Below are 26,340 nucleotides of genomic sequence, written 5' to 3'. Positions count from 1 at the left end.
GCGGGTATTGCCGCCCAGAGCGCGGGTTCGCAAGTCAATTTGACGCGAAAACGACACGACCGGCGCCAATATGCCGCCGGTCGGTCCGTGATTGTCGAGGCGATCAGGCCTGTTCAGGCACCAGAATTTCGCGCTTGCCGACGTGGTTTGCGGCGCTCACGATGCCTTCATCCTCCATCTGCTCAACCAACCGCGCGGCCTTGTTGTACCCGATGGCCAGTTTCCGCTGGATGTAGGAGGTCGAGCACTTGCGGTCCTTGATCGCAATCGCCACCGCCTGATCGTAAAGCGCATCTTCACCGTCCGTATTGCCGCCGGTGTTAAGGCCCAGCACCGCGTCGATGCTGTCGGCCTTCTCCTCGCTGGGGCCACTCAGGACGCTGTTGACATATTCCGGCGGTCCGTAGGCCTTGAGGTTGTTCACAACTTCCTCGACCTCTTCGTCGCTGACAAACGGCCCGTGGCAGCGGGTGATTTTGCCACCACCGGCCATGTAGAGCATGTCACCCATACCCAAAAGCTGCTCCGCCCCCATCTCGCCAAGGATCGTCCGGCTGTCGATTTTCGACGTCACCTGGAAGGAAATCCGCGTGGGGAAGTTCGCCTTGATCGTGCCGGTGATCACATCGACTGACGGGCGCTGCGTGGCCATGATGAGGTGAATGCCCGAGGCCCGCGCCATCTGCGCCAGCCGTTGGATACACGCCTCGATCTCCTTGCCCGCGACCATCATCAGGTCGGCCATCTCATCGACGATGACGACGATATAGGGCATCTTTTCAGGTGCAAACTCTTCGGTCTCGAAGACGGGTTCGCCGGTCTCATCGTCAAAACCGGTCTGGACCGTGCGACTGAACATCTCGTTCTTGGCCAGCGCATCGTTCACCCGACCGTTGTAGCCGTCGATGTTGCGCACACCCATCTTGGACATCTTGCGATAGCGGTCTTCCATTTCCGCCACGACCCATTTCAGCGCCACAACCGCCTTTTTCGGGTCGGTCACAACCGGACTCAGCAGGTGCGGGATGCCATCATAAACGCTGAGTTCCAGCATCTTCGGGTCGATCATGATCATCCGGCATTCATCCGGCGTGAGCTTGTAGAGAAGGCTCAGGATCATCGTGTTGATCGCCACGGATTTACCCGACCCGGTCGTCCCCGCGATCAGCAGGTGAGGCATCTTGGCCAGGTTCGCGACAATCGGATCGCCGCCGATGTCCTTGCCCAGGGCCAGCGGCAGTTTCTGATTGCCGTCGCCATAGTCACGGCTCGACAGGATCTCGCGGAAACCCACCATCTCGCGGTTTTCATTGGGAAGTTCAATGCCGATCACGCTGCGGCCCGGCACGGTGCTGACCCGCGCGGAAAGCGCCGACATGGACCGCGCGATATCGTCGGCAAGACCGATTACGCGGCTGGCCTTCAAACCCGGTGCGGGCTCAAGTTCGTACATGGTGACCACCGGTCCCGGGCGGACACTCACGATCTCACCCTTGACGCCATAATCATCGAGCACGGTTTCCAGCATCCGCGCATTTTCCTCCAGCGCCTCATCGCTCAGGTGATGCCGCTTGATATTGACCGGGTTCGACAGGAGGCTCAGCGGCGGCAATTCATACTGCACACCCTGCTTTTCCTCGAATTGGAGTTTCGGTTGCGCCTCGGCCATTGCCCGCGTTGAGGGTTGCACCGGCTTGCGGGGCGTGTGCTGCACCACCTTGCGCGGTTCGGCCACCGGAATGCGCGGCGCCTCTGCTGCGGCGTATTCGACCGGCTCGGCCTCGAAGATTTCCTCCTCGACAGGTGCTTCGGGCATAGTGAGCGACGGATCTGCCATGTGGTCGGCGGTCAATGGCGGCTCCGCCCGCAAACCGGGCGGGGTTGTGTCAAGGATCAGCGGATCCGGACCCCGGCCGCGCCCCTTGGTCAGCGGCGCCACGGCAGCCGACTGAACCGCCGGGTTCTGCCGCACTCGCGCTCGGATGACATCAGCGATCTTGGCACTGATCCGCTCGTCACCGGGGGCCTCGGGATCGCCTTCATAGGCGGCTTCAATCAGCTCCGGTTCCGGCATCTTTTCCGGACGGCGGATCAACGACGGCATCCGCGACAGCAGGCCACCGGACTTCTCGACCGGCTCCACAACGTCATCCTCATCCGCAAGCGGCGCGGTACGCATCACTACGGGTTCGCGTCGCATACCATCATCCGCATCGAACTCATCCGCGTCCACCAGGCGCCGTTCGCGCCGATCCGCCAACCGTTCCTGCATCACCCGCGCGGCGCTACCCGCCCCTGCGGCGCCTTTGCCGAGGAGCATCATGATACTGGCATAGGTCATGATGATGCCCACCAGCAGGAAACGACCCAGACGGGCAATCTCGATACGGGTGAAGCCAAGCACAAAGGCCCCAAGAACGAGCATTCCAATGCCCAAAAGGATCGAAAGCAGTTTCAGGGAAAGGCTCGCGCTGAAGGGCATAATGCCAAGCGTCGCGCCCAGAACCGTATCACCGAAAAGGCCGCCGAGGCCAAAGTTGTGGGTGGCATTCCACTCTTCGCCAGGTGTCAGCGACGAGGCGTAAAGCGCCAGTACCGCAACCCAGATCGGTGCGAAAATCAACCGACCGATGGCGCGTTCCTGCCCGCGATGAAGCGCGAAGCGCGCGCCCCAGACGCCCAGCACAATGGCCAGACCCCAGGCGCCCCAGCCCACGATCATGAAAAGAGGTGCCGCAATCGTGGCCCCGATCGGCCCGAGCAGGTTTTCAATCGGCGCATCCGTGGCCGACATCCAGCTCGGGTCGTCCGGACTGTAGGAGACGATCATCGCCACCGCCATCGCGCCCAGGCACATGAGAACCAGCCCCAGCAATTCCTTGCCGCGTTTCTCGATCGCCTCGGCCATGTTGCTGTCCAACAGCGGATCACGTCCCCGTGCCTGATATGCCATGTCTTCCCTCTTTCGCACTCAACTAAACAGACAGTCGCGAAGCCGGATAAGGCCCTGCGCCATCTCTTCTATTGGGGCCACCATCGCGGCCCGGATATATCCCTTGCCCGGGTTTTCGCCCCCGGCATCGCGGCTCAGATAGGCACCGGGCAACACGCGCACACCGGTCTCGAGCCAGAGTTTCATCGTCGCCTCTTCGCCATCACCTACAGGCAGCCACAGGAAAAACCCTGCCTCCGGGCTGGTATAGCCCGGCACATCGCCCATGATTTCGTCGGCCTTCGCGTATTTCGCCGCATAAAGCGCACGGTTTTCGACCACATGCGCCTCGTCATCCCAGACCTTCTCCGCCGCGTGTTGCAGCGGCATCGGCAAGGGGCTGCCGGCGTAGTTGCGCAATTGGCGCACCCGTTTGATTGTCTCTGGGCCACCAGCGACAAACCCGCTGCGCAACCCCGGCAGGTTCGAGCGTTTCGAGAGGGAATGAAAAATCACCATCCGCTCCGGATCGGCACCCATCTCTCGCGCCAACTGCAACGCGCCGGTCGGCGGATCTTTGCGGTAAATCTCGGAGTAACACTCATCGGCGAAGATCTTGAAATCGTATTTCTCGGCCAGACCAATCAGATCGGCCCAATAGTCCCGACTGGCCACCGCGCCTTGCGGGTTGCTGGGCGAGCACAGGTAGGCCACCGTCACCTGGTTCAGAATCTCCGGAGAAACCGCCGCAAAATCAGGCAGATACCCGGTTTCGCGCGTGGCAGGCAGGAACACCGGCTCTGCCCCGACGCTGAGCGCCGCAACCATGTAAACTTGGTAGAACGGATTCGGCAGCAGGATCTTGGGCTGGGCGCTGCCCTTGGTTTCCGGGCAGAGCGCCATCATGGCGTTGTAAAGCCCCTCACGGGTGCCATTCAGCGCCATCACATTCGCGTCCGCATCCAGCGTCACACCATAGCGCCGCCCAACCCAATCACAGATCGCGCGGCGCAGCCCCGGTGCCCCCTCATTGACGGGATAATTGCCAAACCCATCAGCATTTTCCGCAATGATATCAACGATCCAGCGGGGGAAATCATGTCCCGGTTCCCCGATTGTCATATGCATCACATCGCCGCCGGGCGCGTGGGCGTCCAGAAGGCTCCGCAGGCGCGGAAACGCATAGGCCGGTAGGTTCGAAAACCGCTCGGGGAACATATAAATCTGCCTCAGGTTCGGGATCGTCAGCGTCCCGTTTGGTGTGAATCTACCTGATCAACCGCACAGAGGTCCAGCAAAACCAATGCCTTGAGGGGCAATTGTGGCATTTTTGGCAAAGGCGGCACACCCGCACGCCATTGTCCTTGTTTTCAAGGGAAAAGCCCCGCGTTCCGGCTTCGATTTGCCCGGAAAACTCCCGCCGAGGCCCCGGTTTCAGCCAAGCGCCGCCTCGGCCGCTGCCGCCACCCGCAAAAGCCGCTCTTCAGCAAAGGGTTGACCGCAAAGCATGATCCCGCAGCTTGGTACGCCTGTTGGCAGGCTGACCGCGCAAAGCCCCATCAAGTTGCCGACCCGCGTATTGCGCAACGCCAGCAGGTTTTCGGTAAGGTAATAATTGTCATCGGTCATCAGCCGCTCCGCATCGGGCGGCAGGATCGGGGCAGTCGGCATGAGCACTGCGTCATACCCCGCAACCCGGGCGTGCCAATCGGCCCGCAAACCGTCCAACCGTCGCCAGGCGGCAACATAATCGGCGGCCTTGAAATCCTTGCCCGAACGGAACCGTTCGAGAATCGGCGCGAACATCTTGCCCGGATCAGCCTCGATCACGTCTTTCCAGGTGCCATAGGCTTCGGCGGTGAACAAAAGGCCCGACATCGGCATCGCTTCGGCCACTTCGGGAGCGTCGATTTTCTCGACCGTGGCACCGGCGGCCTGCAACCGCTCCACTGCGTCCTGGTATGCGGCCAGTGGCGCGTCGCGCACATCCTCCATCACCGCGGTCTGGAGCGCGGCAAACCGCAGGCCCTTCAGCGACGCACCGCGCAGATCCGCGGCGCGCCCGCCCTCCAGCGCGGCGAGCATCAACGCACAATCCTCAACCGTGCGCGCCAGTGGCCCAACAGTGTCGAACCGGGCGCAAAGCGGCACGACGCCCTCGAGTGTTATCCTGCCGCTGGTTGTCTTCAGCCCCACAAGGTCGTTCCACGCCGAGGGGATGCGCACCGAGCCGCCCGTGTCCGAGCCGATCCCGCAGGCGGCGAGCCCAAACGCCACCGAGGCCGCAGCACCCGAGGACGATCCCCCCGGCACGGCCTTTGCATCGTTCACATTGGGCGGTGTCGCGGTCACGGGGTTCAGGCCGAGGCCCGAAAAAGCAAACTCACTCATATGGGTCTTGCCAAGACACACGAGGCCCGCGGCGGTGCCCGCCTGCAACACCTTGGCATCGTACGACGGCACCCGGCCCGCCAAAAGGGCCGAGCCCGAGCAGGTCTCGACACCCGCACTGTCAAAAAGGTCCTTCCAACTGATCGGGACACCATCGAGCGGGCCAAGACGCTGGCGGGCTTTCGCGCGCGCCGCCGCGGCGGCGGCCTCGGCCCGGGCACGATCATGGGTCACCGCAGAATAGATCCGGTCACGCGCGGCGTGCGCATCCATGGCCTCAAGATAGGCCTCGGTGAGGGCCACCGGGTCGATCTCGCCCGTGCCGATGCCCCGGCCCAGATCCGCCGCCGATTTCCATAGCCAGTCCTGCATGATCGCCCCCTTGGATGTGTCCGCGCAGATTCCGACGGTAGCGGCCTTCCGGCGCATGGACAATCCCGCGCGCGCGGCCATATGTAGGGGCATGACGCAGACAAGCGATATCCTCATCGTGGGCGGCGGGCTGAACGGCCCGGCCATGGCACTTGCCCTGGCGCAAGCGGGCCACAGCGTCACCGTCATCGACAGCCTCGGCGAAAAGATCCGCAAGAACGCCGCGTTTGACGGGCGGTCCTATGCCCTGGCGCTGGCCTCGGTCCGGTTGCTGCGCGCCATTGGCATCTGGGACAGGGTGTCGGAAAACGCGCAACCGATGCTGGAGATCAAGGTCACCGATGGGCGCGCGGGCGAAGGCCCCTCCCCCTTTTTCATGCATTTCGACCATGCGGAGATCGAAGAAGGGCCGATGGGCTATATGCTCGAAGATCGCTTCCTGCGCCGGGCATTCCTGGAGGCGATGGACGAGACCGCGGGTATCACGCATCTCTCCGGCGAGACCGTCATCGCGCAGGAGGTCAAACATTCCGGCGTGTCGGTCACACTGGCCTCGGACAAGACCCTTGCGAGCCGTCTGCTGATCGGGTCCGACGGGCGGGGCTCCGGCACCGCGACCCGGGCCGGCATCCGGCGCACCGGTTGGGACTACGGTCAGACCGCGCTGGTCTGCGCCATCGAACACGAGCGGCCCCATCATGGCATTGCGCATCAATTCTTCATGCCACCCGGACCGCTGGCGATCCTGCCCCTGCCGGGCAATGTCAGCTCGATCGTTTGGAGCGAGACCGAAGAGACCGCCGCCCAGTTCGCAGCATTATCAGACGATGATTTCATGGAAGTCCTGAGGCCACGTTTCGGCGATTTTCTGGGCGAGATCAAACTGCGGGGCAAAAGGTTCACCTATCCGCTTGGCCTGACCGTGGCGAATTCCTTCGTGGCGGACCGCGTGGCGCTGATCGGGGACGCGGCCCATGGCATGCACCCGATTGCCGGTCAGGGCCTCAATGCGGGGCTGCGTGACATCGGTGCCTTGGCGCAGGTTCTGAGCGAGGCGACCCAACGGGGCGAAGATATCGGCGCGCCGGATGTACTCGCCCGCTATCAGCAGTGGCGGCGGTTCGACACTGCGACCCTGGCCCTTGCCACGGACCTGACCAACAAGCTCTTTTCCAACGATAACCCGCTTCTTCGGCTCGGGCGCGATTTGGGGATGGGCGCGATCAACGCGATGCCAACCCTGCGCCGGAAATTTATCAGGGAGGCCGCCGGGCTTACCGGAGACCTCCCTGATCTGATGCGCGGATGATAAACCTGCTCGACGGGTTTCTGCGCATCCACCAAATTCGTTTAGCCTGCAATCGGCTCCAACACGTCGTGATCTTCGGCATCAGGTGAGACGAGCCGCAGAACCGGTGCCTTGGGGCGCGCAGCCACGGGATCACCAGGACGCACGGCACGGCGCGGGGCAACCGGCGTGTCGTCCACCGGGCTTGCGGTGAAAATTCGGCGCGATGCCAGGTCGACAACATCTGAGTTGTCGCGCTCACGCAGGGTAATCTCGGGGATTTCGCGTTCTTCCCAATAGGCGGGGTTTTCAAGGACATGTGCGGGCAGCCTGTCACGCAGCAGAACACGCTCTTTCTGCTTTTTGACCACAACCTCATGGTGCTGCCCGGCATGGCTGTCAGGATCACTCAACACCACCTCACGCAACATCTTCTCGCGTAATTTCAGCGCGTTAATCTCAGACCGAATTCCAGCCAACTCATCAGCGATCTCGCGGGGGTGAAACATCTTAACTCTCCGTCCTGGTGACAAAGAGAACAAAAACAGAACTTGATTAAAACTGAGTGAATTTGATTCAGGTTTTGTTCTCAAGGAACGAAATTACGGTGTCGCCGTACTTGCGCGCCTCCAGCAGGTGAAGCCCATAGGGAGGCTCAAGCGCGGCATTTTCTTCCCAGACGATCAGCGCATCGGGCGCGATCCACCCACCGGCCAGCGCCGCCCGCATTGCGGCCTCGCCAAGGGATTTGCCGTAAGGCGGGTCAAGGAACACCAGGTCATAGGTGGCATCGGGATTGTCGCCCAGCCGGCGCGCATCGCGGCGGATGACCTTCGCCTCGGTGCCTACGCGCAGCAGCGCGATATTGTCCACGAGGATTTTTTGCGCCTTGCGGCCATCTTCGACAAAGGACACCGCCGCTGCCCCACGCGACAACGCCTCAAGCCCAAGCGCCCCAGTCCCGGCAAAAAGATCCAGCACCCTCGCACCGGTCACTGGATCGCCATACCCGCCCGCAAGCACGTTGAAGAGGCTCTCGCGCACCCGGTCGGTCGTGGGGCGCAAATGGGCGGCGGCATCCCCCTTGCCGACCGACACCAAGGCCCGGCCCCGGTGGGTGCCGCCGATGATCCTCACGCGCGCATCAGTTGTTTCAGATCGGCCTCCGGGTCCGCGACAATGGCGGGATCGGCGGTCTTGCCGCCGTCAATCAGCCGTTTTCCGACCATATAGGCGCGCGGTTCGTTCATCGCGTCCACGGCAAGCAACTGATCGCCCTTGTAGTACCAGAAGGAAGCATTGGTGGGCCCGTCCCCGGGGCGGGTCACGATACGGTCATAGCCGGTGTTGAGCCCGGCAATCTGCAGTTTCACGTCATACTGGTCGGACCAGAACCACGGTTGCGGCACGTATGTCTTGTTCGCAGCCATGATGTTCTCGGCCACGCATTCGGCCATGTCGATGGCGTTCGGTACGCTCTCCAGGCGAATGCGGCCACCGGCGTGCGGGAAGGAGGCACAATCGCCGGCGGCCCAGATTGTGGGATCGCTGGTCTGGCCCAGTTCATTGACCTTGATCCCGTTGTCGATTTCAAGTCCGGCGGCTTCGGCCAGGGCCGTGGCGGGCATGATGCCCACGCCGACAATCACGAAATCAACGTCGAGCTCGGTTCCATCACTCAGGCGCGCGCCGCTTACATGGCCCTCACCGGTCAAACGCTCCAGCCCTATCCCTTCGCGGATATCGACCCCGTGGCCCTTGTGCAGAGTCCGGAAGAAATCGGAGGTTTCCGGCGCCGCAACCCGTTGCAGGATGCGGTCCGCCATCTCGACCAGAACAACATCGAGCCCCTTGCTGGCCGCAACAGCCGCCGCTTCAAGCCCGATGTAGCCGCCACCGACGATCAACACCCGCTTTCCCGGCCCAAACCCGGGCGCCATCGTGTCCACATCCTTGAGGTCGCGCACAACGAAGACCCCATCCAGATCGCCACCGATGGCCGCAGGCAGGCGCCGGGGCGTCGATCCGGTGGTCAGGGCGAGGTGATCGTAGGGCAACCGCTCCCCGCCAACGACAACCTCCTTGGCGGCGCGGTCGATCCCTGAGACCTCCGCGTTCAGGTGCAGGTCAATATCGTTCTCGCCATAAAAACTTTCGGGCCTCAGATAAAGGCGTTCCAGTTCCATCTCGCCCAGCAGGTATTTCTTGGACAGAGGCGGGCGCTGATAGGGTGGCACCGGTTCTTCACCGATGAGCGTGACATGCCCGTCAAAGCCCCCATTGCGCAGTTTGGCCACCAGCGACGACCCTGCCTGCCCCGCGCCCACAACAACAACCCGCGTCATTCCGCTTTCTCCCTGCAATCATGCGTGGCAATGCCACCTGTCCCGGCCTATATCTAAACGCACCGGAAACAGGAATATAGACAGGATGCGACAATGACTATTTCAACGGGCGACAAACTTCCAAGTGCAACGCTGATGCAAATGGGTGCGGACGGCCCCGAGGCGGTATCGCTGGAAGACAAGATCAAGGGTCGCAAAGTGGTGATCTTCGCGGTGCCGGGCGCGTTTACACCAACCTGCCATTCCGCCCATGTGCCGAGCTTTATCCGCACCAAGGATGCCTTGGCCGGAAAAGGCGTGGACGAGGTGATCTGCGTCAGTGTCAACGATCCTTTCGTGATGAAGTCCTGGGGCGATGCGACCGGCGCCAGCGATGCCGGTATCACCATGCTGGGCGATGCGGATGCGTCCTTTACCAAGGCCATCGGCATGGATTTCGACGCCCCTCCTGCCGGTTTGCTGTCGCGCTCCAAACGCTACGCGATGCTGGTCGATGATGGCACGGTCAGCGTGTTGCAGGCAGAGGAAAACCCCGGCGTCTGCGAGGTATCGGGCGGCGAGGCACTGCTCGACGCGATCTGAGCCGACAGACCATAGACACGATAACAAGGCGGGCCGGTCACGGCGCGCCTTTTTCAGGTGTCTTTCTCCAGCTTCTTCCGGATTTCCCGGAGGAGCTTGGCGCCGTCGATGGGCTTCGTCACGAGGGTGTCATTGTCACCGATCCCATTGCCATGGATCGCCGCTTCCTGCGGCAGACCGGAGATGAAAATCACCTCCAGATCCTCGATCATCTCGCGCGCTTTTTCGGCCAGTTCCGGCCCCTGCAAGGCGCCCGGCATGATGATATCGGTCACGATGACCCTCGGCCGGTAACCGGTCAGCAATAGGGTGAACGCCTCGTCACCGCAGGCCGATTGCGAGACGGATACGCCCCCATTGCCGATGAGCTTGGCCAGAACCCGGCGCACATCGGGTTCATCTTCGACAATAAGCACCTCGGCCAGCGGACCGGGGACCGGGGCTGCGACTCCGTCGGGCGCGGTGACATCAGGGGGTGTCGTATCGAAGCTGGTTGCCGGGAAATAGAGTTTGAAGGTCGTGCCAAACCCCGCCTCTGAATAGACCCGGATCGTGCCACCGGATTGCTTGACGAAGCCAAACACCATCGAAAGGCCCAAACCCGCCCCCTGCCCGAATGGTTTGGTCGTGAAATAGGGCTCGAAAATCCGATCCATCACGTCCGGTCCCATCCCGTCGCCGGTATCCGAGATGGCCAGCATCACGTAGCGACCCGGCAGGATATGTTCGTCGCGCGCGGTAATATACTCCTCGGAAATCCTGACATTGCAGGTCTCGATGGTGATCTTGCCCCCCTTCGGCATGGCATCGCGGGCGTTGTTGAGCAGGTTGAGAACGGCGGTTTCAAGCTGATGCGGGTCGAGGGTCACCCCCCACAAGCCCCCCGCGGTCACAACGGAAATGTCGAGTTTGGCCGGCAGAACCCGCCGCATCAGGTGGTCCATCTCGCGGATGATCTGATTGAGGTCCGAGGGTTTCGGCTCAAGGTGGCTGCGCTGCCCATAAGCCAGCAGCAACTGCGTCAGTTTCTCGCCACGTTCGGCAGATCGCCAGGTATCGCGCAGAAAATTCTTTCGATCCGGATCGTCCGGATTTGCCTGCATGAATTCGGTGTTGCCCTTGATCACCGTCAGGATGTTGTTGAAATCATGAGCCACCCCGGCCACCAGTTGGCCAAGCGCCTCCATGCGGCGGTTATGGTTCATTTCCGCATTCAGCCGCTTGTATTCGCTATTGTCGAAGAGAACCGCGAGCGACCTGACAAACTCCCCCTCGGGCGAATATTGCGCGATCGCGGACATCAAGACTGGCAGAACCTCCCCGGTTTTGCGGACAAAGTCGTATTCCACGTTGCTGATAAGGCCGGCCCTGAAAAACGCGGGCAGGGTCTCGGTCTGCGCCTTTTCCCGGCTGGCCTCGGTCAGGAACTCCGTCGATTTCCGGCCGATCATCTCGTCGCGGGAATAGCCCAGTTTTTCGGCCCAGAAGACACTGACGTCGATAAGGGTGCCGTCCTGGGCAATTGAATGCATGAGGATCGGGGCAAATTCAAAGAGTGGCTCCAAGGGATCCGCGGCCCCCTCTTGCCAATACCGCAAGATATTCTTGGCCACGTCACATTTCCCCCAAAGCCCTGTCAAAATTCGCGCACACGTTATAAGTGAGCGGCCATATCACAAAATGCAGGCGTTTGTCTTGTCTCTCCGGACAAGAAGGGTCTTGGTATGGTTTCCAGGCAATGGCTTAGACGGTGTCATGGCATTGCAAAAAAGATAGATTTCTTCCGGCATTTGGACTTTGAAGACCGCCGGAAGACATCAATTCGGTCAGAGATGATCCACAACCCGAAGGTGTTGCGCCAGGGTGTCGATCTCTGACAGGAAGCGGCTGACCAGCTTGGGATCGGAGGGCGCCGGTGTCACGCCTGCGGGGATCTCCCGGTTCATGACCGCTTCGATCGCGAGTGCCACAGGGATCGAGACCAACCGTGCCATCGCCGTGCCGCGGGCATCGCCCCAGGCGTCCATCACGAAGGTCTTGTGCCACACGGGTTTGCCATCCCGCTCCGCCTTGAGCGCCACGCAGAGCACTACGCGGTCCGGCTCATCCTCGTCATAGGCGTTCTCCGCCCAGAACTGATCGGACATTTCCTTGAGCCGCGCGTCGCCCTCGGGGCCGGAAAGCGTTTCGATCTCCTCAAAGACGTCCTTCCACGCCTCGGCCCACCCGTTGAGGCGCAGGGTGCCGCGCACGAATTCCTTGACCCGCCAATGCGGCTCAAACCGGTAATCCTCCATGAAGGGCAGACTGTCGCGGTTCGGGTAGACCTCGAAACTCTCCGGCGTGGGCAAGGGCGCGGTATAGCTCGAGATCGCGTCCCAAGGCCGCGCCACGTTGAGCTCGGTGTAATTTCGGATTGATTTCGAAGGTGATTTGAGCGCCTTGAGTACCCCCAGGGGCGACCAGCTGAACTTGTAGCGGAACGGGTTCGGGTGTTTCGGAATGCCCCCGCAATAGGAGATGAACGATAGGTCACTTTCCGCATCATAGGCGTCCGACGCCAGGTAATCCGACACGAGGTGATGCGCCATCAGGTGGTCGATGCCGGGGTCCAGCCCGACCTCGTTCACGCAGGACACGCCACGCAGCAACGCCTTGGCATGCAACGCGCGCATCTCAGGGGCGATATAGGAGGACGAGACGAAATGCGCACCCTTGTTGATGCACATCTCGGCCAGCGGCACGTGCCAGTCGCCGGGCAGCATGGAAACGACGATGTCGCCCTCCTGTACCTCTGCGGCAAGCGCATCGGCGTCGAAGGCCATGATCCGTTTGGTCAGATCGCCCACGGCATTTTCGGCCTTGTCGAGTGTCCGGTTCCAGACCGTGACTTCATGACCCGCCGTGATCAACCGCCGCAAACCGGGAATGGCCGAAAGGCCGGTGCCGCACCAGTGAATTGTCATCGTCTCGTTCCCCGTCATTTGTATTTCAGCTTGGCCGCCACGATGATCAGCATCGCCGTGGTGGCGCAGATATTGGCCAGGATCAGCGGCCAGTCGGTGATTAGTATCCCATAGAGCAGCCAGAGGGAAACCGTTGTCAGAAACATCAGGTTCGACGGCAGCGAGAGGCCCGATGTATCGCGGGTGGCCCAGGCTTTGTACGCCTGCGGGATCCAGCAGATCGTGCCCATGATCGCGGCGAGATATCCGATGTAGATGGCCAATCAGATGTCTTTCATATGCTTGTCGAACGTCGCCTTTGCCCGGCCCCAGACACTGGCGTCAAGCTCACCCAGTTGCAAGAGCGACGGCAGAAGTTGTTCGGCGAAATCCTCGGATGATTCCACCGGGAGAAGCGATGGCAGATTGTCGATCGCCATCACATCAAGCGGCGGCGCGTCATGCACCCTCAAGGCCGGTTCATCCCATGTGGTCGCCCGGTCATAGACCGGCACGGGGTTGTAATCGCTGTCCGGATCGCAGGCGACGTCCCCGATCACGGTGAGCTGTCTTTCTGCGCTGAGCGCCGATTTCGGCACGAAGACCGGCGTACCGGGGCGGGCAAAAATGCAGTTGATGAACATGTCATGACCGAGGATTTCAGGGAAAGGCCCGCCATGGGCGGTCTCGTGCATGTCCCAGCGGGTGGGGGTGATGCCCATCGCGGTGCAGAGGTCCGACGCGCCGCTGCCGACCCGGCCCAGCGCCCCGATGACGATTGCGGTGGGCCGTGACGCGCCGCTGGCCTCCAAATCGCGGGCGAGATCGGCAAGCAACGCCTCCTTGCCAGCATAGGTCCCCACCGAAGGGCAAATCGCGCCCTGCTGCTGCGCCGCCCAGCATTTCAATGAAACCGCCGCGCCCGCATACCCCGCCCAGTATCCAAAGGCGGCCACGCGACGTCCCGTCTCATCCACCAGATACTCGAGATCGTAGAGCGTACCGCCGCCGGCCTTGAACCGTTCGAGCAGGACACGCCCCGAATGCTGCCCCTTGAACGCATGGCCAAAGAGGATGTGCCGGTGCGGCAAAGGCGTTCCATCCTCGGGCAACTCCTTGACCCCGAAAATGATCGCATCCTCCGGCGCCTCAGGCCACGTGTTTTCCGGCGCGACATCGCAGCCCGCCGCACGGTAGCCGTCCATCGGGATGGCGCGCACATGGCTCTCCTCGACCGTCACACGAATGCCCTGCGCCAGAAGCTGCGCGGCCCCGTCAGGGGTGAGCGCCACGCGCTCCTCATTCGGGCGCTGTTCCGCGCGGACCCAGAGATGTGTCATGTCATGATTCCCGTTTTTCCGCCAATCTGCCGCCAATTGCGCCGATAGTCGAGGCGGCTTGGAAAGGTGCGCCGTCCTTGGCTCGGACACGCCCCGTTCCAGTTCCCGAGCCGAAAATGCCATCGCCCTGAGGGTCTGGCTTGCGCCCTCAGACGGGTAAGACCTGTCGGAGGTACCGGGCGCAGCCGTGCAGGGCGGCGGCGTCATCGTCGATCAGGAAGACGGGGATATCTTTGACGATTGGTGTGTAAGGGCCCTTGGCAGTGAAATAGTCCAAAAAGCGCAGTTCTGCGAGATGCGGGGCAACCGCCCGGGCCGTCCCGCCGATGAAATAGAGCCCCCCCATCGGCAGATGCGACAGGGCGATGTTTCCGGCAACGGTTCCGAGGATTTCAGCAAAAAGAGCAACGGCGCTTGTCGCCTCAATATCCTCTTCGACATGACGGCGGATGATATCAGGCGTTGGCAGCGTTTGGCCCGAGATATAGCGGTAAATGCGCGCCAGCCCGGTCCCGGAGAGGGCCGCCTCGATCGGTTTATGGAAATGGGTTTGCGACAGAAAGGTCACGAGCTTACCCGCATCCCCCTCGAAATGCGGCAAACTGGTATGGCCGGTCTCTGATGCTGGGACAAAGAGGCCCTGTGCGGTGCGATGGACCACGGCGATGTTGCACCCGGTCCCGAGGCCCATGACCAGCCGCGCGGTGAGTGGCGGCGGGGAGAGGCCGGGGAAAAGAGATGTTATGCTACTGCCGGGCAGATCATCGAGCGCATAACCCTGCGCCTGCAGGTCATTGATGAGATGCACCGACGCCGCGCCGGTCGCGGCCTGCACCTCACCGGCGTCGATGAACCAGTCGAGGTTGGTCAGCTGTGCATTACCGTCCCGGACCGGTCCGGCAACCCCGGCGCAGATGGCCGTTAGAGGCCCCGGGTAGCGATCCAGATAGGTGCTCAGGACACCGACAAAACCGGCATGGTCACTGTTGCGAAAGGTCGCCACCGTTTCCGGGTCAAGCCCGGAGGGACCGCCCAGGCCAAGGCGCGTGTTGGTCCCGCCCACATCGGCCAGCAGAAACCGCTTATCCATCACGCCAGCGCGCCATCGTTGCCCGCGCAGCGGTGGCAAGCATCACCACGTCGATCCCCACGGCCAGAAACTGCGCCCCCCAATCGCGATAGGTGAGCGCAGTGTCGTGATCCACCGCAAGAATGCCCGCCGCCTTTCCCGCCGCGCGGATATCCGACAGGGCCTCCTTGATCGCGGCTTGAACCTCGGGGTGATCGCTTTTGCCCAGATACCCCATATCGGCGGCCAGGTCCGAGGGGCCAATGAAAATGCCATCAACGCCATCGACCTGCGCGATGTCGCCCAATGCCGCGAGCCCGGCGCGGGTTTCGACCTGCACCAGCAGGCACATCTGCTCATTGGCGGTTTCGATATAGTCCGGGATGTCGGAAAATCGCGAGGCACGGGCCAGGGCCGCCCCGGATCCCCGGATACCCTCTGGCGGATAACGCATGGCCCGAACAAGCTCCGTCGCCTGGGTGGCGCTTTCGACCAGGGGGATCAGAAGGGTCTGCGCCCCTGCATCCAGCACTTGCTTGATGAGCCATGGCTCGCCCATCGGCAATCGCACGATCGGTGCGGTGCCGCTGCCGTCGATCACCTGAAGCTGCGCCATGATCGTGCGGAGGTCATTGGGCGCGTGCTCACCGTCGACCACCAGCCAGTCAAAACCAGCGGTTGTCAGTATTTCGGCGGCATAGGCATCGGCAAACCCGGCCCAGCAACCATAGAGCATCTGTCCGGATGCCAAGGCGGTCTTGAAGGTGTTTTCGGGAGCGGGCATCGGGGTTCCTCTTGGTTTTTCCCGATCTTAGACCGTTGCCGGATGAAAAGGCGAGTGTATCGGCTTTGTTTGACGGGCCACGATGCACTTTGCGCTTCGGGGTGACGCTGTCACAAACGGGGTCAGGTGAAATGGCAGGTTTGCGAAGGAAGCCGAAGGTAGAGAACGAGCCGTACGACTGCCCGGCCGCGGGGTGGCGATCAACCGTTGTGAGACGCACTTTATCTTTGCCAAGTTCGGAAAAACCTAAATTCGTCGTCGCGACCCCACCAAATCGCCAGCCCTTGCGGGCGGTCTGGCGATCGCGCGGCGCCCCCAACCGCCTCAGGCGACCCCACCGTCAATCAACCGCTTGGCCAATGCCGCATAGGCCTCGGCCATCGGGCCATCGCCCGCGGCGACCGGTGTCCCCGCGTCCCCGGCAAGCCGCGTGTCCAGATCAATTGGTAACGCCCCCAGAAATGGCAGATCCAGTTTCCTGGCCTCGTCGGCAACCCCGCCATGGCCGAAGATATGCGCCTCATACCCGCAACTGGGGCAATGGAAGATCGACATGTTTTCTATGAGACCCAAGATTGGCGTTTTCAGCGTCCTGAACATGTCCATCGCCTTGCGCGCGTCCAAAAGGGCCACATCCTGCGGCGTCGAGACGATGATCGCGCCGGAGGGTTCGGCCTTCTGGCAAAGCGTCAGCTGCACATCTCCCGTCCCGGGCGGCAGATCGACAATCAGGACATCCAGGTCGCCCCAGTTCACCTGGCTTATCATCTGCTGCAATGCGCCCATCAACATCGGCCCGCGCCAGACCACCGCCTTGTCCGGGTCGAGCATCAGGCCAATCGACATGAGGGTGACACCATGGGCGTGCAGTGGCTCGATGATCTTGCCATCCGGGCTGGCAGGCCGCCCAGTGACCCCCATCATGCGGGGTTGCGACGGCCCATGGATATCCGCATCGAGAAGACCCACGCGCCGGCCTGCACGCGCAAGGGCCACGGCGAGGTTGGAGGAAACGGTGGACTTGCCCACGCCACCCTTGCCAGATCCAACCGCCAGGATGGATTTCACACTCGCGGGTTTCGGTGGCGACGTCTGCGCCTTGGGATGGCCGCCGATCTTGAGGCTGGGCGGTTTGGGGGTCGGCGCATGTGCGGTCAGCGCGACGGAAACCTCCGAGACGCCTTCAAGCGCCAGCACGGCGCGCTCGGCAGCGGCACGCAATGGCTCCATCTGCTGCGCCAACTCTGTACTGGGGGCCTCGATCACGAAGCGCACCGTGCCGCCCTCGATGGTCAGGGCGCGCACCAGATCGCGTGACAAGAGGTCACCACCATCGGGCAGCGCAATCTGCGCAAGCCGGGCTTCGACGGTACTGCGATCAATGGTCATTCGATCCTCCCCTGATGTCTGCACCATAGGTGATGGTTTTCTGGCAAAGGGCAATAGCAGCTCATCACGTTAACCATAAAGTTGTATTATTACATGACGTTAGGGAAGTTCTTGCCATGCAAATGCTGCATAGCAGCATTGTTCCGGTCGGGGGTTGTGCACCTGCAGCATCGGCGTATCTATACCCCAACAAGCGCGGCGACCTTTTGAGGGTCAGCGCAGAACCGACATGACGCAAGGAGCCGGACAATGGCATTTGCAACCCAAAACCGCAGCGCCGTTAGTGGCCTGCAACTTGAAATCAGCGCAGCCGTGTATGCGCTCATGACCCGTATCGCAGACTATCGCGCCTACAAGCGCACGGTTGCGGAACTGTCGAAACTGGGACCGGCCGAGTTGAAGGACCTGGGCCTCGACCGTTCGAACATCCGCGCCGCCGCCAGCGCCGCGGTCTACGGAACACGCGCCTGAGCGCAGAAGATCGGATGCTCCTTCTCCTCCCTTAGGGCATCTGTATTGCGGTAGCGGCACCACCTCCTCCCTGGGCGCCGCTACTGCCCAAAATCCGGGCCGATGGCCCAAACGCCATACGAATGACCTTCTCCTCCTCCCTGAGGTCATCCGTAGACAGAGCGGCGGCACCCTCTCCTCCCTGGGTGCCGCCGTTTTTTCGTTTCGCGCGAAGCTCAGTGCAGCAGACGGGAGCGGCGGCGGGGACGGGCCACGACGGGCCGCGTCGCATCGCGCAGATAGGCGACAAAGGCCTTGGCTGCATCACTACTGGCATTTTGTGCCGCCGGATCTCCCAAAGCGGCGCGTGCGGCTTGCGGTGTGCCGCCGTCACGCGCGCAGAACGCCCATTCCAGAAACCCCAGACGCGCCGCCTGCACAGCGTCGTTTCCGGTTTCATTCATACATTCGAGCCCGTTGAGAATGCGGGTAATGCTCATCATCTTCTTCTCCCCGGCCACACCCCGGGCCGGATGGGGCGGAGGAAGATCAGGAGGATGGCAGGCGTCATCGGGGCCATGTCAACCGTCCCCACCGCCCCCCGCGGTTTGACGTTTGTCCAAGGCTGGTTTCCGGGCTTGGCGGGGCTCTCGGATGCGGCACCTTCCCAGGCCGTCGCGGCCCAGTGGCTATTGCAGCATCCCCCATCCTTACCGTTGCGGGGGCAGCGCCGGATTTGCACCGGCTTCCCAATTCTCCGCCTTGACAAGACGGCACCTCGGACCCCGACTGTGGCCGAGAAGCGATCACATCTCAAGCGTTTTTCAACCGGCCACCTAAAAACTGCCCAAAGAAATATCATCCGCCCTAAAAACCAGTCATCCGCACCTGCCACGATCGGAATATTTCGCGATTGCAGCATTTTTTGTTGATTCGATGCCGCGATGCGGCAAAGTGAGGGTACAAGATGGCTGACGGCAATACCTCCTCCCATTGCGTTGACCATCAAAAGAAGGTGAAGCGCGACACGTCATCCCGCCGCGCTTCACCCAAAAAGAATGGTCCGACAGGGCGTGGCCGGACGTGTGCGTGTCCGGCCACATCTGCTGTTTTTAACATTAAATCAGTAGTTTACGTCGGGCGATCCGCTACGCCGCGGCCTGAACGTGAATGTGACCCGCATGGAGAAAACACGCCCGATCAAAGAGTGAAAGATCCAACGGGTTGGGCAGTCGGATGTCCGTGATGTCGGGCATGGCCTTGCCGCTCTCATCGAACCGCCGATCGACCTGCGCGATCACAAAAACCGCCCTGCCGGTTGATCGACTGTGCGCTCGCAGCATTCCAATCTGGGTCGCAAGATCGGGGTTGGATCGCTTCTGATCCAACAGTTGCAAATAGTCGATAACGACCAGCGCATGGCGATCCGCGCCATCTAGTTTCTCGACGATGTGCTGCGCCGAGATGTCGTCCGACGTATCCACGATCACGGCCCGTGGCTCGATCCCAAGCGTCCGGTAACAGGCCCCGATATCCGCTGCGTTGAAGTCGAGCGTAAAGAAGTATCCTTGCCGGCCGATCTCAGCCGCTCGCGCGGCAAGCTCAAGCCCCAGAAGCGTCTTACCCTGACCAGGCCGCGCGGCGATCAGGCACATCTCTCCCGGGGAGATCTCCTTAAGGATGCTCTGCGCGGGTCGCGGCTCTGGTTGAGCGGCGGCAAGATGGCTCCAACTCCGGAACCCTTCCGCGATGGCCAACCGGTCAAGCGCCTCATGAAGGCGGATGCCCTCCTGCCGGGCGAGCACCTTGGCCTGACGTTTCAGTTTGAAGATCGGTGATGACAGTTTCATTTGAAACCCTCCGTTGTCGAACGGTCGCTGCAATCCCTCCTTATGCGCGTGTTCGAACGGGTTGGGTTCGAGTGACGGTTGCTCTGCATGTCTGATACTTCCCCGGTGGAGGGGGGAGGCCCGAGCAAGGCCCGCCCCCGAGCTTAGCCCCGAAAATCCAACGGCTCAATCAATCCGCACGAAAAAAGGCCGGACATCGCGGCCCGGCCTTGTTGGATCTCTCTGGATCAAGATCATCCGTCGATGCGGATCACCTCGTTTTTGGGATCATAGGGGCTGTCGCAGGTGACGACGGCATCCCAGAGCTTGTCCTGGATCTTGACCTGGAGTTTCGTGCCCTCGACCGCGAGATCGGGCGTGACATAGCCCATGCCGATCGACTTGCCGAAGACCACCGAATAGCCGCCGGATGTCAGGCGCCCGACACGGGTACCGTCCATCGTATAAAGCGCCTCGCGGCCCCATGGATCGGCATCACCCGGCCCGTCGATCAACAGCGTGCAGCATTTGGCACGGATGCCGGTTTCGACCAGCTTGTCCTTGCCGTGGAAGTCCTTGTCCAGATCGACAAAGCGCGGCAGATCGGCCTCAAGCGGTGTGGCGTCGCGACCCAATTCGGTCCCGAAGGCCCGGTAGCTCTTCTCCTGCCGGAGCCAGTTCTGCGCCCGCGCGCCAACCAGTTTCATGCCATGCTTCTCACCGGCCTTTTCCAGCAGATCGAAGAGATAGTTCTGCATCTCCATCGGGTGATGCAATTCCCAACCCAGCTCCCCGGTATAGGCAACGCGGATGGCGTTCACCGGGCACATGCCCAGCTCGATCTTGCGCGCCGAGAGCCACGGGAACCGCTTGTTGGACAGCGCGGTTTCGGGATCGGCATCGTTGATGACCTCGCGTAGGACGTCACGCGATTTCGGGCCCGCGATGGCAAAGACGCCCCATTGCGTCGTCACGTCATGCACGCCAACCCAATCATTGGCACTGCCCGTGCTCCAGTCCTCGATCGCCTTGAGCAGGTAGTCCTGATCGTATTCCGTCCAGGCACCGGCGGAGACCAGGTAGAACTCGTTCTCGCCTTCGCGCACGATGGTGTATTCCGTACGGGTCGTGCCAATTGCGGTCAGCGCATAGGTCAGGTTGATGCGGCCGATTTTCGGCAGCTTGTTGCAGGTAAACCAGTCGAGGAATGCCGCGGCACCTGCCCCGAAAACGCGGTGCTTGGTAAAGGCGGTCGCGTCGATCAGGCCCACGCCTTCTCGGATCGCCTTGGCCTCTTCGACCGCGTATTCCCACCATGCGCCACGACGGAACGAGCGGCTGTCATGGTCGAAATTGTCCGGCGCATCGAGGGGGCCGTAATAGTTCGGACGCTCCCAGCCATTGACCCAGCCGAACTGCGCACCGCGTGCTTTTTGCCGGTCATAGGCGGGCGCCGTGCGCAGCGGGCGGCAGGCGGGGCGCTCTTCATCCGGATGGTGCAGGATGTAGACGTGGTCGTAGCATTCCTCGTTCTTGCGCGCGGCAAACTCGGTGGTCATCCAGCTTTGCGAATAGCGTTTCGGGTCGAGCGACGCCATGTCGATCTCGGCCTCGCCATCGACCATCATCTGCGCGAGGTAATACCCGGTGCCGCCCGCGGCGGTGATCCCGAAGGAAAAGCCCTCGGCCAGCCACATGTTGCGCAGGCCCGGCGCCGGGCCCACCAGCGGGTTGCCGTCGGGTGTGTAGCAGATCGGCCCGTTGAAATCGTCCTTGAGACCCGCTTCTTCGCAGGACGGCACGCGGTGGATCATCGCCATGTATTGCTCTTCGATCCGCTCCAGATCGAGCGGGAAGAGGTCGGCGCGGAAGCTGTCCGGCACGCCATGTTCAAAGCAGGCCGGCGCATTTTTCTCATAGACGCCCAGGATCCAGCCACCGCGTTCCTCGCGGACATAGCTTTGCGCATCGGCATCGCGGACAACCGGATGTTCCTGCCCGCCCGCTTCGCGGTATTTGACCAGTTCAGGGTCCTTGTCCATCACGATGAACTGGTGCTCGACCGGGATCGCGGGGAACTTGATCCCGAGCATCTTGGCCGTGCGTTGCGCGTGGTTGCCCGAGGCGGTCACGACATGTTCGGCGGTAATCACAATCTGTTCTTCCGAGGGGACAAGGTTGCCACCCTTCTCGACCATTTTCGAGCAGGTGACTTCCCACGCCTCACCGTTCCAGTGGAAGGCGTCGGCCTGCCATTTACGCTCGATCATCACACCGCGTTGGCGCGCACCCTTGGCCATCGCCTGGGTCACGTCAGCGGGGTTAATGTAGCCGTCTTCGGTATGGTAAATCGCGCCCTTGAGGTCCTCGGTGTTAATGAGCGGCCAGCGTTCCTTGATCTGATCCGGGGTCAGCCATTCGTATTTCACATCGCAGGTCTCGGCGGTGGAGGCATAGAGCATGTATTCATCCATGCGCTCCTGCGTCTGCGCCATGCGCAGGTTGCCCACAACGGCAAAGCCCGCATTCAGACCGGATTCCTCTTCGAGGGTCTTGTAGAAATCGACCGAGTATTTGTGGATATGGGTCGTGGCGTAGGACATGTTGAAGAGCGGCAACAGGCCCGCGGCGTGCCAGGTGGAGCCCGAGGTCAGTTCATCGCGCTCCAGAAGCATCACATCGTCCCAGCCCGCCTTGGCCAGGTGATAGGCAATCGACGTCCCGACGGCACCGCCGCCGACGACAAGGGCTTTGACATTGGTTTTCATGTGATGCGACTCCGTGACATGACTGCCCAGAGTTTTATCAGTCTTGTATCGGCGCGCACCGCCCAGCCGACCTTCGATCGCGCAAAACCGACGCAGGCGTTGGCGTGAGCGCGGATTCTGGCGTCAGTTTTTGCACAAACCGCCGAGTGAGTTGTCGAGGCAGGACGTGCCACCCGAAAGTTTTAGGCGTTTGGGCGCCGCTTTCGGGGCTGGCTCCGGCGTGTCACTCCCGCCTTTCAGCAGGCTCAGAAAGCCACCCGATTCCTCGGCTTTGGCTTCCTGTTGTACCGCATGGCATTCGATGCGAAAATTCACCATGGAGAAATCGCATGATCCCTCGGGCAGCTTGTTTTCGCGTTCGAATTTGCGGATGCTGACCTCAAGGCCGGTCATTGCAATGGATCGTTCGGCACCCGTCAGGGACTGAAACATATCAATCGTCTGCTGCGGCAGTCGTTTCGAGACGATGGTTCTTTGATTGCTCTTGGCCTGGGGCGCTGGGTTTCGCGTTTCACTGGCGGCGGCGGCTTCCTGATCTCCGGTGGATTGGCTCAGGCTTGCCTGCTCTTCCGGAACCGCGATGGCCTGCGCCTCGACATCGTCCAGCGCCTCGTAAAGTGCCGCATCTGCATCGCCCATGGAGCCGTCGATATTCAGGCCCGCGCTGCGCAGGGCAAGGGTCATGGCATCCCCATGGCTGGTTGCCGAATGCAACCATTGCGTCGCCGCTTCGGTGCGCTGCTGGATCAGATCATCGCGGATTTCCAACATTTTGGTGGCCATCTCAGCCTGCATCGCCGGGGGAACCTCGCGGGCGCCACTGCCGACATGCGCGAGGGGGTTCGGCAAGAGTGCATTCAGCCCGTCATAGTCGATCCGCGTCAGGATTTCGCGGGTGGCTTCATCGGTGGTATTGGTCCGGACCTCGAGCTTCACTTCGCTGCCAAAACCGATCACGGCGTTGAGCGAGCGATAGGGCTTGGGGTCCTCGGACAGGAAGGAATTGTAGGTGCCATAAGCGACACCCTCGATCACGCCCCAACCCTCGGGGATCGCCATTGCGCTGAGGTTGCCCACGACCATCGTCATCGCATTCGCGGTGATCGTGTTGCCCTTGGGCAGCTCGGAATACCTCACCCGCACCGAAATCGCTTCGTCGCCCCGTTCATATACCCAGGTCTGGTTGTTGCGGTCCTCTTCGGCCCTTTTCGCCGAGGCCGCTGCCATGTTTTTCAACAAGGTGCTTGATTCGAGCGCCTCCTTCTCGACATCCGACATTTCGCGGGCGGGGGTTGTGATCGCGCTGTTGTCCCCTGCGATCCATTCGCGGCGGGTCCAGCCTTCGGGCGCTTCGGGCAGGTAGGGGCGTGCACCGCCACGCACACGGGCCTTGCGCTCGCGTTCGGCAGTCTTGGCCGCCTTGGCCTCCTGCACATCGCCGAAACGCCCGGTGACCGTCTCGACATAGGCGCCGGCGGACAATTCACCGAGTTCGAGATCGGCTTTGAGCGTCTGTTGATAATAGTCGAGGCCAATACCCACGATCCCAAGAATGACAACAAACCCAACCGCCTGAAAATTAAACATGAAATCCCTCGTGATCCACCAAATATCTCGCTGCTTTGTCGCGGGAGAATTGGGCGTAACTAAGGTGCGGGTTCGTCTTTTTCTGGTGGTGCCGGGGGCGTTTTGCCTAGTCCGAAAGGCCCGGTTCGTCCAAAAGGTGCCGTCCGCGGGCGTCTTCGACCTCGATCACCCAAAGATCGGGATCAAAGCTGCTTTGCTTCGCGATTGCCGCGTCCACATCTGCTTCGACACCTGCGGCCAGTTCGACCCATTGCCGCGCGCCGGTCATCAGATCGAAGCTGCGCTGAAATGCTTTGGCGGTGCCATCCAGCGTGTTGAGCTTGACCAGAACCGCGCCGGCGGTGTCGTCACCATGGGCCACGACAAAGGCGGGAATATCCTGCAGGCGCAGACGGGTCAGATAGGCCTGCACCCAGAATTGCGCGGTCAGGCGCGTCATGAGCGGTCCGATCCGCCAGGGGCCAGTGTCGGCGCCCCCGGCGGGAGTATTTCGGGCAAGATGAAACAGGCGCGCATCGGTCAGTTGCCGTCCTTGAAATCAAGGCCCATTTCCGAATACCGCTCGGCCTCTTCCAGCCAGTTGGGTCGAACCTTGACCTGCAAAAACAGGTGAACGCGGCGCCCGAGGAACTCTTCCAGCTCTTCCCGTGCAGCCTTGGAGACCGCTTTGACTGTTTCTCCCTTCTTGCCAAGCACAATGCCCTTGTGGCCGTCGCGCATGACGTAGATTATCTGGTCGATCTTAGCGGAGCCGTCTTTGCGCTCTTCCCAGTTCTCGGTCTCGACCGTCAATTGGTAGGGCAGTTCCTGATGCAGCCGCAGTGTCAGCTTTTCGCGGGTCATTTCCGCGGCAATCATTCGCATGGGAAGATCGGCAATCTGATCCTCGGGGTAGAGCCAGGGGCCTTCGGGAAGCCCTGAGGCCAGCCAGGACCGAAGGGCATCGACCCCGTGGCCCTTTTCGGCAGAGATCATGAAGGTTTCAGAGAAATCATAACGCTCGTTGAGGTCTTGCGTCAGGCCAAGCAGCGCCTCGGATTTCACCCGGTCGATCTTGTTGATGGCAAGCGCCACCTTGCGGCCCCTGGTGACCTCTTCCAGCCCGTCAAGAATTCGCTCGACCCCCTCGGTGATGCCGCGATGCGCCTCAACCAGAAGGACGACGATATCGGCATCCGCAGCGCCGCCCCAGGCCGCCGCGACCATGGCCCGGTCCAGCCGGCGACGCGGTTTGAAAAGGCCCGGCGTGTCAACGAAAACAAGCTGGCTCTCGCCCTCGATGGCGACCCCACGGATGCGCGCGCGGGTCGTCTGCACCTTGTGGGTGACGATACTGACCTTCGCGCCGACCATCCGGTTGAGCAGCGTGGATTTGCCCGCATTGGGCTCTCCGATCAGGGCGATAAATCCGGCGCGGGTGGTCATATGCGGGGCCTCGTTTTGCATTGCCGGGGGTGTAGCGGAAAAGGCCAAGACGGGCCAGATGAATTCGAAGGCTGGTACCCGCATCCCTCAAAGGGCCACGCAGGAGTTTGAGAGGCTGAGAAATCAAGCGCCAAACCGACGGCGCGGTTGTCAGCCGATGCTCATCGCAAGCACCCGGCTGATATCGGTGAGGGACCGCCCCGATTGCGCCATCCAGAGGTTAAACGCTTCCTGTACCGCCCGCATGGCCGCTTTCGAGGTGGGGGCCTTGTCGACCACACCTTCGGCGATCAGCCGCGCGATCACGTCCTTCGACAGGATATAGCTGTCCCGCCCCAGCATCCGCATCGAATAGGCGCCGGTCATCCCGCCCAGTCGCGACCCGCGTTTCTTGAGCATCTCCAGAAGGGCGGCGAAATCCTCGGATGGCCATTCGCCGACTACCTTCGCGATACCGCCTTCATCGCGCAATTCCAACATGAAAGCGGCATTGTCGCGAACCGAGGCGATCTTGGCCCCGTGCCGCACGATCCGGGTGTCGGTGAGCAGGCTGTCAAACATCTCGTCATCCATCATCGCGCAACGGCCCACGTCAAAGCCATGAAACGCCTCTTCGAACCCGGGCCATTTCTTTTCGATCACGGTCCAGTTCAGCCCGGTCGCAAAGATGTATTTCGACATCTCCGCCAGCCACCGGTCCTCCGGGATCGCGGCCAGTTCAGCCGCCGTCTTGGCCCCGCCCAGCCTGGCCTCCAACGCCTCTGCCCCGCCATGACGTTCGGCGCTGATGTCGAAAATCTCCTGAAAGCTGCGCATGCAACACTCCCTTTTTGCGAATGCTATA

The 26,340-nt window shown here is 61.6% G+C and carries 23 protein-coding genes and 1 riboswitch; of the genes, 3 read left to right on the top strand and 20 right to left on the bottom strand.

Annotation, left to right across the window (positions count from 1 at the left end; translation table 11 throughout):
• Nucleotides 1–103: 103 nt before the first annotated feature.
• The 3 genes from RBB29_RS00665 to RBB29_RS00655 form a co-directional block, all read right to left on the bottom strand.
• Nucleotides 104–2,953 (bottom strand): DNA translocase FtsK, encoded by a 2,850-nt coding sequence (locus RBB29_RS00665; RefSeq protein ID WP_306113225.1) that lies wholly within the window; start codon nucleotides 2,951–2,953, stop codon nucleotides 104–106.
• Between the two features lie 18 nt (nucleotides 2,954–2,971).
• On the bottom strand, nucleotides 2,972–4,150 hold the full coding sequence (locus RBB29_RS00660; protein ID WP_306113224.1) for an aminotransferase class I/II-fold pyridoxal phosphate-dependent enzyme: 1,179 nt from the start codon (nucleotides 4,148–4,150) through the stop codon (nucleotides 2,972–2,974).
• A gap of 216 nt (nucleotides 4,151–4,366) precedes the next feature.
• Complete coding sequence (locus RBB29_RS00655) at nucleotides 4,367–5,695, bottom strand: amidase (RefSeq protein ID WP_306113223.1); 1,329 nt, start codon at nucleotides 5,693–5,695, stop codon at nucleotides 4,367–4,369.
• Nucleotides 5,696–5,786: 91 nt separating this feature from the next.
• Between RBB29_RS00655 and RBB29_RS00650 the strand changes: the two genes are divergently transcribed.
• Nucleotides 5,787–7,004 (top strand): FAD-dependent monooxygenase, encoded by a 1,218-nt coding sequence (locus RBB29_RS00650; protein ID WP_306113222.1) that lies wholly within the window; start codon nucleotides 5,787–5,789, stop codon nucleotides 7,002–7,004.
• A gap of 41 nt (nucleotides 7,005–7,045) precedes the next feature.
• Here RBB29_RS00650 and RBB29_RS00645 read toward each other — a convergent pair whose 3' ends face one another.
• From RBB29_RS00645 to RBB29_RS00635, 3 genes are all read right to left on the bottom strand, one after another.
• Nucleotides 7,046–7,492, bottom strand: a complete 447-nt coding sequence (locus RBB29_RS00645) for a hypothetical protein (RefSeq protein ID WP_306113221.1) — start codon at nucleotides 7,490–7,492, stop codon at nucleotides 7,046–7,048.
• Between the two features lie 67 nt (nucleotides 7,493–7,559).
• Complete coding sequence (gene rsmD, locus RBB29_RS00640; RefSeq protein WP_306113220.1) at nucleotides 7,560–8,120, bottom strand: 16S rRNA (guanine(966)-N(2))-methyltransferase RsmD; 561 nt, start codon at nucleotides 8,118–8,120, stop codon at nucleotides 7,560–7,562.
• Nucleotides 8,117–9,328 carry an NAD(P)/FAD-dependent oxidoreductase gene (locus RBB29_RS00635; protein WP_306113219.1) on the bottom strand — a complete coding sequence of 404 codons (1,212 nt, stop codon included), beginning with the start codon at nucleotides 9,326–9,328 and terminating at the stop codon, nucleotides 8,117–8,119. Before RBB29_RS00635 ends, rsmD begins: the two co-directional genes overlap by 4 nt.
• Nucleotides 9,329–9,421: 93 nt before the next feature.
• Between RBB29_RS00635 and RBB29_RS00630 the strand changes: the two genes are divergently transcribed.
• Nucleotides 9,422–9,910, top strand: coding sequence for a peroxiredoxin (locus RBB29_RS00630; protein ID WP_306113218.1), 489 nt, complete (start codon nucleotides 9,422–9,424; stop codon nucleotides 9,908–9,910).
• A 53-nt stretch (nucleotides 9,911–9,963) separates the two neighbouring features.
• Here the strand turns inward: RBB29_RS00630 and RBB29_RS00625 are convergent, their stop codons facing one another.
• The 7 genes from RBB29_RS00625 to RBB29_RS00595 all read right to left on the bottom strand — a co-directional run bounded on the left by RBB29_RS00625 (nucleotide 9,964) and on the right by RBB29_RS00595 (nucleotide 17,437).
• The gene (locus RBB29_RS00625) at nucleotides 9,964–11,523 is read right to left on the bottom strand and encodes an ATP-binding protein (RefSeq protein ID WP_306113217.1); all 1,560 of its coding nucleotides are present in this window, start codon (nucleotides 11,521–11,523) and stop codon (nucleotides 9,964–9,966) included.
• Nucleotides 11,524–11,736: 213 nt separating this feature from the next.
• Nucleotides 11,737–12,876, bottom strand: coding sequence for a saccharopine dehydrogenase family protein (locus RBB29_RS00620; RefSeq protein WP_306113216.1), 1,140 nt, complete (start codon nucleotides 12,874–12,876; stop codon nucleotides 11,737–11,739).
• Nucleotides 12,877–12,890: 14 nt separating this feature from the next.
• Complete coding sequence (locus tag RBB29_RS00615; protein ID WP_306113215.1) at nucleotides 12,891–13,139, bottom strand: SemiSWEET family sugar transporter; 249 nt, start codon at nucleotides 13,137–13,139, stop codon at nucleotides 12,891–12,893.
• The gene (locus tag RBB29_RS00610) at nucleotides 13,140–14,195 is read right to left on the bottom strand and encodes a saccharopine dehydrogenase (protein WP_306113214.1); all 1,056 of its coding nucleotides are present in this window, start codon (nucleotides 14,193–14,195) and stop codon (nucleotides 13,140–13,142) included. It lies immediately after the preceding gene.
• Between the two features lie 148 nt (nucleotides 14,196–14,343).
• Nucleotides 14,344–15,285 (bottom strand): ROK family protein, encoded by a 942-nt coding sequence (locus tag RBB29_RS00605; RefSeq protein WP_306113213.1) that lies wholly within the window; start codon nucleotides 15,283–15,285, stop codon nucleotides 14,344–14,346.
• Nucleotides 15,278–16,048 carry an HpcH/HpaI aldolase/citrate lyase family protein gene (locus tag RBB29_RS00600; protein WP_306113212.1) on the bottom strand — a complete coding sequence of 257 codons (771 nt, stop codon included), beginning with the start codon at nucleotides 16,046–16,048 and terminating at the stop codon, nucleotides 15,278–15,280. Before RBB29_RS00600 ends, RBB29_RS00605 begins: the two co-directional genes overlap by 8 nt.
• Nucleotides 16,049–16,372: 324 nt before the next feature.
• Nucleotides 16,373–17,437, bottom strand: coding sequence for an Mrp/NBP35 family ATP-binding protein (locus tag RBB29_RS00595; protein WP_306113211.1), 1,065 nt, complete (start codon nucleotides 17,435–17,437; stop codon nucleotides 16,373–16,375).
• A gap of 249 nt (nucleotides 17,438–17,686) precedes the next feature.
• Here RBB29_RS00595 and RBB29_RS00590 point away from each other — a divergent pair, with 249 nt between their 5' ends.
• The gene (locus tag RBB29_RS00590; protein WP_306113210.1) at nucleotides 17,687–17,908 is read left to right on the top strand and encodes a DUF1127 domain-containing protein; all 222 of its coding nucleotides are present in this window, start codon (nucleotides 17,687–17,689) and stop codon (nucleotides 17,906–17,908) included.
• A 215-nt stretch (nucleotides 17,909–18,123) separates the two neighbouring features.
• On the opposite strand, the gene RBB29_RS00585 is transcribed toward RBB29_RS00590, so the two are convergent.
• The 7 genes from RBB29_RS00585 to RBB29_RS00555 form a co-directional block, all read right to left on the bottom strand.
• Nucleotides 18,124–18,390 carry a hypothetical protein gene (locus RBB29_RS00585; protein WP_306113209.1) on the bottom strand — a complete coding sequence of 89 codons (267 nt, stop codon included), beginning with the start codon at nucleotides 18,388–18,390 and terminating at the stop codon, nucleotides 18,124–18,126.
• A 102-nt stretch (nucleotides 18,391–18,492) separates the two neighbouring features.
• A riboswitch (cobalamin riboswitch) is annotated at nucleotides 18,493–18,683 on the bottom strand.
• Nucleotides 18,684–19,035: 352 nt separating this feature from the next.
• Nucleotides 19,036–19,737 carry a DNA helicase gene (locus RBB29_RS00580; protein ID WP_306113208.1) on the bottom strand — a complete coding sequence of 234 codons (702 nt, stop codon included), beginning with the start codon at nucleotides 19,735–19,737 and terminating at the stop codon, nucleotides 19,036–19,038.
• Between the two features lie 233 nt (nucleotides 19,738–19,970).
• On the bottom strand, nucleotides 19,971–22,484 hold the full coding sequence (locus RBB29_RS00575) for an FAD-dependent oxidoreductase (RefSeq protein WP_306113207.1): 2,514 nt from the start codon (nucleotides 22,482–22,484) through the stop codon (nucleotides 19,971–19,973).
• A gap of 123 nt (nucleotides 22,485–22,607) precedes the next feature.
• Nucleotides 22,608–24,071, bottom strand: coding sequence for a hypothetical protein (locus RBB29_RS00570; protein ID WP_306113206.1), 1,464 nt, complete (start codon nucleotides 24,069–24,071; stop codon nucleotides 22,608–22,610).
• A 106-nt stretch (nucleotides 24,072–24,177) separates the two neighbouring features.
• Nucleotides 24,178–24,510 (bottom strand): DUF1491 family protein, encoded by a 333-nt coding sequence (locus RBB29_RS00565; protein WP_306113205.1) that lies wholly within the window; start codon nucleotides 24,508–24,510, stop codon nucleotides 24,178–24,180.
• Nucleotides 24,511–24,590: 80 nt separating this feature from the next.
• A complete protein-coding gene (gene era, locus RBB29_RS00560) occupies nucleotides 24,591–25,496 on the bottom strand; it encodes a GTPase Era (RefSeq protein ID WP_306113526.1) in 906 nt (301 codons plus the stop codon).
• A 150-nt stretch (nucleotides 25,497–25,646) separates the two neighbouring features.
• Entirely contained in the window at nucleotides 25,647–26,312 is a 666-nt protein-coding gene (locus tag RBB29_RS00555) for a DNA-3-methyladenine glycosylase I (RefSeq protein WP_306113204.1), read from the bottom strand.
• Between the last annotated feature and the right edge of the window lie 28 nt (nucleotides 26,313–26,340).

Origin of the sequence: Roseovarius sp. MMSF_3359 (assembly GCF_030733385.1) — a bacterium.
GTDB lineage: Bacteria > Pseudomonadota > Alphaproteobacteria > Rhodobacterales > Rhodobacteraceae > Roseovarius.
Note: the sequence above shows the minus strand (reverse complement) of the source record. Positions and strands in the feature narration are given on the sequence as shown.